Below are 8,075 nucleotides of genomic sequence, written 5' to 3'. Positions count from 1 at the left end.
GCTGCGAGGCCGTTGCCGCCCCGCGCACGGAGGAGTCGGCCGCTCCAACCTGCCGCATCCCTGCGGCGGGCCGGCGTCACGTGCCGGTCACTGCCTCCTGTGGCGCGCCGGCGCCGAGCAGGGCCAGGCAGTTCGCCCACAGAGCGCCGAGCCGGGACGTGTTGTTGTAGAGCTTCGCAAACAGCACCTGGCCCTCGAGCTGCGCGACAATCGACCGGGCGGCTTCACGGGGGTCGGCAACGTTGACCTCTCCCCGCTGAAGGGCCTCGGTGATGACCGACTCGACCATGTCCACCTGAGCATCGAAGATCGCCTGCAGGCGCTCGCGGATCGACTCGGTCTGATTGCTCAGCTCCAGAGTGAGATTCCCGAACAGACACCCCGAGACGGTGCCGCAACTCTTCTGACCGGCGCGCTGAGCCGCCTCGGTCTCGTCGAACAGTTGCCGCAGCCGCTGAAGGGGCTCCGCATCGCTCTGGAGGATGCGGGTCCAGTCGCGCCGCTGACCGGCCCAGTGCTCGTCTAGGACCGTCAGCGCCAGGGCTTCCTTGGACTCGAAGAAGTAGTAGAAGCTGCCCTTGGGTACCCCAGCCGCTTTGCAGATCTCGGCCACGCCCAGCGCCGAGTACCCACGCAGCTCGATGAGTGACTGCGCAGCACTGATGATCTTCTCTCTGGCGTCACTTGTCCGTCCCATGTTGCCAAGTATACGACCGCTCGACTAGTTTGCAATAGACCGGTCGGCTAGTTACTACCGGCTCGACTCGCTCACAGGCGGCCATTACGGCGAGCGCCGCCTCCCCCACCCGCACACATGGACAAGGGACAACACGATGAGCAACCCGATGCACGAGGTTCTGAAGCACTGGAAGGCCGCGTTCGACGGCCACCAGCCGGACGTCATGGCCGGCCTGTTCACTCCCGACGCCCTGTTCCAGGGCTTCGGACCCGAGGTCCTCTCCGGCCGGGATGCCGTACGGGGCTACTACGCTGCGGTCCCGAGCGACCGCAGCGCCGATGTGACGATCCTCCACACCTACACGATCAGTGAGCACGTAGCCGGAGGCTTCGCGGACGTCACCTTCCGCGACCCGGCGGACTGGGAGGCCTCGGTGCACCTGTCGCTGGTCCTCCAGCGGAACGGCGACGGCGACACCTGGCGTATCCGCCAATACCACGTCTCCCGGGTCAACACCGAGCACTGAACGGCTCACACAAGGCCTCTGACGACCGGCAGCGACCCGTCACCACGCTCGTCATCACCGCGAACGTGACCGCTCGGGCATGCCCCGTCTTGAGCCGGCGCAACTGATACGGCTCGGCGATCGCCTCGGCGACCAGCGGGGCGCGAATTCCGTCGGCGGCCCCCTCGGGCCGGCAGGGACACCACCCTGCCCTGCTGGGTCAGATCAGCGGACGCTCGTAGACGAGGAAACCCTCGTGGCGGGCCACCTGGTCGTAGAGGGCACGCGCCGAGGCATTGCCCTCGTGCGTCTGCCAGTAGAGCTTCTCCGCCCCTGCCTCCCGGGCCGCCGCGGCCGTCGCCTCGATCAGCGCCCTGCCCACTCCCTGGCCGCGGGCGGCGGGCGTGGTGAACAGGTCCTCCAGATAGCAGTAAGTACCCGCGGCCCACGTCGAACGATGCAAGATGTAGTGGCAGATGCCGACCAGGGCGCCGTCAGCCCACGCCCCCAGCGCGCCCATCGGCTCCGCCGGATCGCCGAACCGAGCCCACGTCAGATCAGTGACGCCGGGCGGAAGGGCATGGTCGTAGAAGTTCAGGTACGCCTGCCACAGCGGGTCCCATGCAGCCCGGTCGCCTGAGGCCACGGGGCGCACGTCCAGGCCGGTGCTCAGCGGCACGGTTCCTCACACTTTCGTCGACAGCGGCTGCCCCCAGCATGCCACGGCGTGCCACGCCGTCCTTCCCCGGCCGACACGCCCGACACGGCCGGGTACCCGGCTGCCAGTGGCCCCCATTGCACGATCCCACGGCGCTTGCGGTCACCCCCCTTCATGCTGCCGGACAGGAGCTGACGTCTGTGCTCGGGTGGAGCGAGCGCCCCGCAGGATCGTGAACCCTGGTCCGACGTCGATCCCGTCGGCTTGCCCGGGGTGCTGATCCGGGAAATGGGGGGCTGATCCGGGAGACGAGGGCGGCCAGGCGCATGCCGCTCAACTGCGATCGAGAGCCGGGCCGCTCCGTGGCACTGAGCGCTGCCACATGCCCTCGTCGTCCTGCCGGTGGGCGCGGAGTACGGCGAGGGCCATGACGAGGGTCCACGCGTCCAGCGCAAAGGCCGCGATCCGTTCCAGGCCGCCCATACCGATACCGGGATCGTGCCCGCCGAAGAACATCCACGCCGCAACCACTGCGACGGCGGCCATGGACAGGGTTATGGGGCGCAGTCCACCGAAGAGGGAACTCCTCGGGGCGAATCCCGAACAGATGAGTCCGATATTTCCCAGCCCCATGATGAGGAGCGCGCCCAATACATGAAGGTCCTCGTTGACGTCTGCCGGAACAAAGCCGACCAGGACCCAACCAGCGGCGTTGACGACAAACAGGATCCGGGCACCCACCGATATCCACCCCCGGCCCCAGCACGCACCGACCAGCAGCGTGCCGGCCAGCAGCAGGACGCCATGGACGGCGAACGAAGCGTTCATGACGTCGTGCAGCGGTGAACACACATACCGAGGCCGGGAGACGTCCCAGGTCTGGCAGTGCACGTTGCCGAGATCACTGATGTTGTACGTCGCCCAACTGTACGGCGTGCGCCAGCCGGCCTCCACGACCACCTGGACGACGAAGAACTGCGCAATGGCGGCCATCCATACGGCCGCACCGACCCTTGCGGCCAAGGACGTGCGGCTTTCGGAATGCAGCGTGGGATTCGATTTCAAGACGGCCTTCCATGGTCCCGAATGAGCATCTCTTCTCTCCTGCAACAGTCGCAGTCGACGGTGAGGCTCCGCATCGCTGCGTCGGGGCAACTCGTCTTCCCCGTGAAGTGGGAGGCGGTGCTGGCTCTTTCGAGGGAGGCGTGCAGCACGGCCCCGAATGTACTGTTCGGGCCGTGAGGAAAATGCTCGGGCCGCGCTTCAGCCGTTCCCCGTACCGGAGTTGGGCATACGTACTTCTCGGCGCGGTCATGAGTCCGCCGCCACTGGTCTTGGCGCTCTTCGCCACGCCGTCGCAGTGGCCGGCGGCGCTTCGTGTCGTGGCATTCGGCGCCGTGCTGTGCGCGGTGCTCGTGGCCGTGGGCGCTCCGCTTGCGACGCGTCGGGGATGCGTCCGGCTGGCCAACGGGCTCCTGGGCGCGGGGCTTCCCGCCCCGTTGGAATCGTCGACATCCCTGTGGGTGAACCAGCTGCGGACATCGGCCTATCTGGCAGCGCACTTGGCGGTCGGCGGCGTGGTGACCGCGGTGGCCTGCCTGTCGGTCTTCGCGGCCGTCGTGTTCCCCTCGGTCTGGCTGAGCGGTGGTGGTCCGGTGACGAGTTTCGGATGGACCATCCACATAGAGCACGGGTGGCAGGGCCTGTGGACGGCGGTCGTCTGCGCAGCATGTCTTGCGCTCGCCGGGTACGTCACCGCCGGCGGCGCGGCAGCCATGCGGCTGCTCGCCGCAGTCCTCCTCGGACATCGGCCCGGCGAACGGCTGGCCGCCGTGGAACAGCAGCGGGACCTGCTGGCCCAGCGCAACCGGCTGGCCCAGGAACTGCACGACTCGATAGGGCACACCCTGACGGCATCGACCATCCAGGCCGCCGTCGCCGGGGAACTGATGGACAGTGACCCCGAAGCCGCCCGACGCGCTCTCAGCAGCATCGAGGAGACATCCCGCGCCGCGATGGACGACCTCGACCACGTACTCGGCGTCCTGCGGGATGGGAAGTCGCCCACCACACCGCAGCACACCCTTGCCGACCTCGGCTCCTTGACGGAGCGGGTCCGGCAGGCCGGCACCGGGCTGAGCGTGGACACCGCCGGGGACCTCGCGCAGGTGCCGGCCACCGTGTCGCGGGAGGCGTACCGGATCATCCAGGAGGGCCTGACCAACGCCTTGCGGCACAGCGCGCTCGCCGACATCAGCCTGCGGGTCGCCGCACGGGACGGCTGGCTGGAGGTGGAACTCATCAACCCGCTCGACGCAACGGTGACCTTTCGCCCGTCCCGCCCGGCCACGGAGCGGGGGCACGGGCTGACGGGCATCGCCGAGCGGGTGCGACTGCTGCGCGGCGAGGTGTCCGCGGGGCGTACGGACGAGACCGGTGGCACGCACTGGCGGCTGGCGGCACGGATACCGCTACGGTCGGCGCCATGAACACGAACAGCGGCCCAACCGGGCTCGCCGAGCCGCCGGTTACCGTCCTCATCGTCGACGACGAGGAGCTCACGCGTACCGGACTGCGGACTCTGCTGTCGGCCAAGCCGGACCTCGCTGTCGTCGGCGAGGCCGCCGACGGCGCCGAGGTGCTTCCCATGGTCGAACGGCTACGCCCCGACGTCGTACTGATGGACGTGCGGATGCCTGATGTGGACGGCATCGAGGCGACACGGCGGCTGAGGTCCGCGCTGCCCGACCCGCCGAAGGTCATCGTGATCACCACGTTCGAGAACGACGAGCACGTCTACGACGCCCTGCGGGCAGGCGCCAGCGGGTTCATCCGCAAGCGGGCCCCGTCCCAGCAGATCGCGCACGCCATCCGGCTGGTGGCCACCGGTGACTCCGTTCTCTTCCCGGACGCCGTCCGCCGGCTGGCCGCCGAAAGGCCCGTACGGCGCAATGCCGCCACTGGCAGGGCCGCCCTGCTCACCGGCCGCGAGATCGAGATTCTGCGGCTCATGGCGAAGGGGAAGTCCAATCAGGAAGCCGCCACCGAACTGAGAGTGAGCCTGGAGACCGTCAAGACGCACGTGGGTAACGTGCTCACCAAGCTGGACGCCAACAACCGCACGCAGGCGGTCGTCATGGCCTACGAAGCGGGTCTGGTGGGCCTCGGGTCGAACGACCAGTAGCACCCGGTCGGGCGGACGTACGTGCACCGAGCGTCAGACCCTGCTCTGCGTCGCGGTGTACCGGCCCACGTTCGATGCCCTGCGTCGCGCCGTACCGGCCCACGTTCGATGCGTGAAACGACAAGTCGGCGGCGTCGGCGGCGTCTTACGCCTGCCAGGTGACGAACTGGCCCAGGAAGCACGGCTGTCCAGCGTGTCCTACGCCTTACGGATCACTCCCCGTCCCGGTGGTAGTAGACCGTGGCCGAGAGCCAGGCGCCGTGTTCGGTGATCTCCGAGTGGATGACGATGTCCTGGATCTCCATCGGGCCGAGGGACTCGATGGAGTCTGCCACCCGCCGCAGAAGGGCCGGGGCGCTGTCGCAGCCCGGGCCGGAGGGGTTGGCCTGGGAGAAGTGGTGCACGGTGTGATGCTCGGGTTCGGCTGGCATGACGACTGATCGTAGTTGGGTGAGTTGCGTAACGCCTCGGGCAGGGACCGGGGTCTGCGACCGTTCGCCTGCATCGGCACCGCCGTCACCGCCGCCGCAGTCCTCATCCGGCTCGGCTCCGATCACGACCGAACAGGCAGAACCTATGCCTGCTCGGGCAGCCGGTCGAGGCGGTCGCGGTGGGCCGGGGTCAGATGGAGGTGTGCTGCGGCGAGGTTCTCCTCCAGGTGGTCGATCCGGGCGGTGCCCGGGATCGGGAGGATGACCGGCGAGTGGCCGAGGAGCCATGCGAGCGCGACCTGGGTGGGGGTGGCACCGACCTCGGCCGCCACAGCAGCGATCTCTGCCTGCGCGCCCGACGCCCCTGCTGCGACGGGCCGCCACGGCAGGAAGGCGATCCCCGCCACCTCGCAGGCAGCGAGCACGGGCTCGTGCTCGCGGTCGAGCAGGTTGTAGCGGTTCTGCACGCTCGCGACGTCGATGATGTCCCGTGCCTGGTCGAGTTCGGTGACGGTGACCTCGGACAGTCCGATCCGGCCGACCTTGCCCTCGGCCTGGAGGTCCCGGAGCGTGCCGAGCTGGTCGGCCAGCGGTGTCTCCGGATCGATGCGGTGCAGCTGGAGCAGCTCGATCCGCTCGACGCGAAGCCGGCGGAGGGCTTGTTCGACCTGAGCGCGCAGGACGTCCGGTCGCCCGTCCAGCCTCCATTCGCCGGAGGGGCCCGATCGTGCGACGCCGACCTTCGTGGTGATGAGCAGCCCGTCCGGGTAGGGGTGCAGGGCCTCGGCGAGGAGCTCTTCGTTGGCTCCCCCGCCGTACAGGTGCGCGGTGTCGATCAGCGTGACGCCCAGTTCGACGGCCCGCCGGGCAACCGCGAGGGATGCCTGGCGGTCGGGCACGGGCTTGGTTGGCAGGTGCATGGCTCCGAATCCGAGCCGCCCTACGCCCAGGTCCCCGCCGATACTGAACGTGGCCGATGCCATCTGCTGTCTCCGTCCCCCGGTCAAGGGACAACGTTAACAGTGCAGTTGGCCCACAGCGTCGGTCCACCCGCGAGCACGACCGCTCATCATGAGCTGCCGCCTCCTGAGAGCACGTTCGTCGCGCGGTCGGACGCGCGATCCACGCTTCACAGCCGATGCCTCACGTGTCCGCGTCAAGGTGCTTGATCTTGATCCAGTCGCGGGAGCGGCGTCCGGGCAGGTACGGGCTGGTGAGCCGTTTGGCAATCACCCCGTCGAAGCCTTCCGTGTACGTCTGCTCGAGCGCCTGGGCGGCGCTCGAGGGCCAGGCCGCGGGTACGGCGATGCCGGGTCCGGCCAGTGCGAGGTCGTCCAGGAGGTCCCGGCGGGAGGTGTAGGGCAGGTGCACCGTCGGTTCCCCGAGATACAGGATGTCGAAGATCATCAGATGGACGGGAAGGTCTTCGCGGGCGTGGGCGACGGCGTCCGGATGGTGCAGGCTCATCCGCTGCTGCAGCTGCTCCACCGATGGGTGCCCCTGGCCGTCCAGGGTGATGATCTCCCCGTCGAGCACCGCTTCCGGCGCGGGCAGCAGACCGGCCAGTGACTGGAACTCCGGGTACTGGGCCGTGACGTCCACCCCCGTCGCCGACAGCAGGCGCACGCTGCCGTCACCGGGCAGATGGGCGATGACACGGGCGCCGTTCCACAGCGTTTCGTACACGTATTCGGCCTCTGCCTCCGGTCCGGGTGGCGGACCGATCACCGCGAGCATCGGCGCCAGGGGAGGCAGCGCACCGTGCGAGGCGGGGGGCGGGTGCACGCTCATGGTTTCCAGCGTGACCCCGTCGACGCGCTTCGGCCACCCGCCTGCCCTGCGTGCCCGCGACGACGCCGGGGCCGGAGGGCGGATCGGCGGCGCCCACAGGGGCCGATGCCGCGGGTTGCCCTGCCCTTCGGCAGCCCGTTCCACGCGCTACCGCCGCTTGGTGGTATGTCCCGAAATGTGTTCTTGGTCGGTTGGTGGTTTGCTGCTCCGTGGCGGCGGACCGGCTTCCGGTTTGCCGCTTCTCGTGCGTTTCCGTCGGAGACTCAAGGAGGAGTCCGAATGTCCGTCTACACCCCCCAGCAGATCGGCCAGCCGCAGACCCAGCAGCCTTACGGCCAGCCCCCGATGGGGCAGCAACTGTACAGCCAGTCGCCGTTCGGCCAGCAGCAGCAGCCGTTCGGCCAGCAGGGCCAGGGCCAGTTCGGCCAAGGGCAGCAGCCGTTCGGGATGCAGGGGCAGCAGCAGTTGCCGTTGCTGGTGACCGAGCTGTCGCTGCGATGTGCGGCGACAGCGGTGAGCGCGGTGACGGAACATCTGCGGACGGACCCGCAGATCCTCATGGGCATCCAGGCGCAGGGGCAGATCCCGCCGCACGCCTGGAGCATGGTGCTGACCGAGTGCGCCCGCCGGATCGCGCCCATCGTGCACACCGCGCTCGCGCAGATCACCGGCCAGGGCCAGGCGGGCCAGTACGGCCAGATCGGCCAGTTCCCCGGCCAGCAGATGCAGGGCCAGCCCGGTCAGTTCGGTCAGTTCGGTCAGATCCACGGCCAGGGCATGTTCGGGCAGCAGCCGCAGTACGGGCAGCTGTCCGGCCTGGGCATGTG

Annotated in this window: 9 protein-coding genes and 1 pseudogene; 4 read left to right on the top strand and 6 right to left on the bottom strand. The window is 68.9% G+C overall.

Annotation, left to right across the window (positions count from 1 at the left end; all coding sequences use genetic code 11):
* Positions 1-76 precede the first annotated feature (76 nt).
* Entirely contained in the window at positions 77-697 is a 621-nt protein-coding gene (locus ACWGI8_RS34475) for a TetR/AcrR family transcriptional regulator (RefSeq protein ID WP_453667038.1), read from the bottom strand.
* Positions 698-833: 136 nt separating this feature from the next.
* Here ACWGI8_RS34475 and ACWGI8_RS34470 point away from each other — a divergent pair, with 136 nt between their 5' ends.
* Complete coding sequence (locus ACWGI8_RS34470; RefSeq protein ID WP_453667037.1) at positions 834-1,205, top strand: YybH family protein; 372 nt, start codon at positions 834-836, stop codon at positions 1,203-1,205.
* Positions 1,206-1,404: 199 nt separating this feature from the next.
* On the opposite strand, the gene ACWGI8_RS34465 is transcribed toward ACWGI8_RS34470, so the two are convergent.
* Together ACWGI8_RS34465 and ACWGI8_RS34460 are read right to left on the bottom strand one after the other, a co-directional pair.
* Positions 1,405-1,863 carry a GNAT family N-acetyltransferase gene (locus ACWGI8_RS34465; RefSeq protein ID WP_453667035.1) on the bottom strand — a complete coding sequence of 153 codons (459 nt, stop codon included), beginning with the start codon at positions 1,861-1,863 and terminating at the stop codon, positions 1,405-1,407.
* A gap of 312 nt (positions 1,864-2,175) precedes the next feature.
* Positions 2,176-2,835 carry a DUF998 domain-containing protein gene (locus ACWGI8_RS34460; RefSeq protein ID WP_453667033.1) on the bottom strand — a complete coding sequence of 220 codons (660 nt, stop codon included), beginning with the start codon at positions 2,833-2,835 and terminating at the stop codon, positions 2,176-2,178.
* A 254-nt stretch (positions 2,836-3,089) separates the two neighbouring features.
* Here ACWGI8_RS34460 and ACWGI8_RS34455 point away from each other — a divergent pair, with 254 nt between their 5' ends.
* Both ACWGI8_RS34455 and ACWGI8_RS34450 read left to right on the top strand, forming a co-directional pair.
* Positions 3,090-4,331: a sensor histidine kinase gene (locus ACWGI8_RS34455; RefSeq protein ID WP_453667039.1), complete on the top strand. Its 1,242-nt coding sequence runs from the start codon at positions 3,090-3,092 to the stop codon at positions 4,329-4,331.
* Complete coding sequence (locus tag ACWGI8_RS34450) at positions 4,328-5,026, top strand: response regulator (RefSeq protein WP_453667031.1); 699 nt, start codon at positions 4,328-4,330, stop codon at positions 5,024-5,026. The genes ACWGI8_RS34455 and ACWGI8_RS34450 overlap by 4 nt, the downstream gene beginning before the upstream one ends.
* A 212-nt stretch (positions 5,027-5,238) precedes the next feature.
* On the opposite strand, the gene ACWGI8_RS34445 is transcribed toward ACWGI8_RS34450, so the two are convergent.
* The 3 genes from ACWGI8_RS34445 to ACWGI8_RS34435 form a co-directional block, all read right to left on the bottom strand.
* Positions 5,239-5,457, bottom strand: a complete 219-nt coding sequence (locus tag ACWGI8_RS34445) for a hypothetical protein (protein ID WP_453667030.1) — start codon at positions 5,455-5,457, stop codon at positions 5,239-5,241.
* Positions 5,458-5,600: 143 nt separating this feature from the next.
* On the bottom strand, positions 5,601-6,440 hold the full coding sequence (locus tag ACWGI8_RS34440) for an aldo/keto reductase (protein ID WP_453667028.1): 840 nt from the start codon (positions 6,438-6,440) through the stop codon (positions 5,601-5,603).
* A 160-nt stretch (positions 6,441-6,600) separates the two neighbouring features.
* Positions 6,601-7,248: an ATP-dependent DNA ligase gene (locus ACWGI8_RS34435; protein ID WP_453667026.1), complete on the bottom strand. Its 648-nt coding sequence runs from the start codon at positions 7,246-7,248 to the stop codon at positions 6,601-6,603.
* A gap of 279 nt (positions 7,249-7,527) precedes the next feature.
* On the opposite strand from ACWGI8_RS34435, the pseudogene ACWGI8_RS34430 reads away from it, so the two are divergent.
* A pseudogene (locus tag ACWGI8_RS34430) lies at positions 7,528-8,075 on the top strand (hypothetical protein); the annotation flags it as partial.

It is taken from the genome of Streptomyces sp. NPDC054841 (assembly GCF_053611045.1).
This window is presented reverse-complemented; position numbering and strand designations above follow the sequence as displayed.

Bases quoted from the DNA above. Each gene is read 5' to 3' on its own strand.
- ACWGI8_RS34475 (WP_453667038.1), bottom strand. From the start codon at position 697: ATGGGACGGACAAGTGACGCCAGAGAGAAGATCATCAGTGCTGCGCAG.
- ACWGI8_RS34470 (WP_453667037.1), top strand. From the start codon at position 834: ATGAGCAACCCGATGCACGAGGTTCTGAAGCACTGGAAGGCCGCGTTC.
- ACWGI8_RS34460 (WP_453667033.1), bottom strand. From the start codon at position 2,835: ATGGCCGCCATTGCGCAGTTCTTCGTCGTCCAGGTGGTCGTGGAGGCC.
- ACWGI8_RS34455 (WP_453667039.1), top strand. From the start codon at position 3,090: ATGCTCGGGCCGCGCTTCAGCCGTTCCCCGTACCGGAGTTGGGCATAC.
- ACWGI8_RS34450 (WP_453667031.1), top strand. From the start codon at position 4,328: ATGAACACGAACAGCGGCCCAACCGGGCTCGCCGAGCCGCCGGTTACC.
- ACWGI8_RS34445 (WP_453667030.1), bottom strand. From the start codon at position 5,457: ATGCCAGCCGAACCCGAGCATCACACCGTGCACCACTTCTCCCAGGCC.
- ACWGI8_RS34440 (WP_453667028.1), bottom strand. From the start codon at position 6,440: ATGGCATCGGCCACGTTCAGTATCGGCGGGGACCTGGGCGTAGGGCGG.
- ACWGI8_RS34435 (WP_453667026.1), bottom strand. From the start codon at position 7,248: ATGAGCGTGCACCCGCCCCCCGCCTCGCACGGTGCGCTGCCTCCCCTG.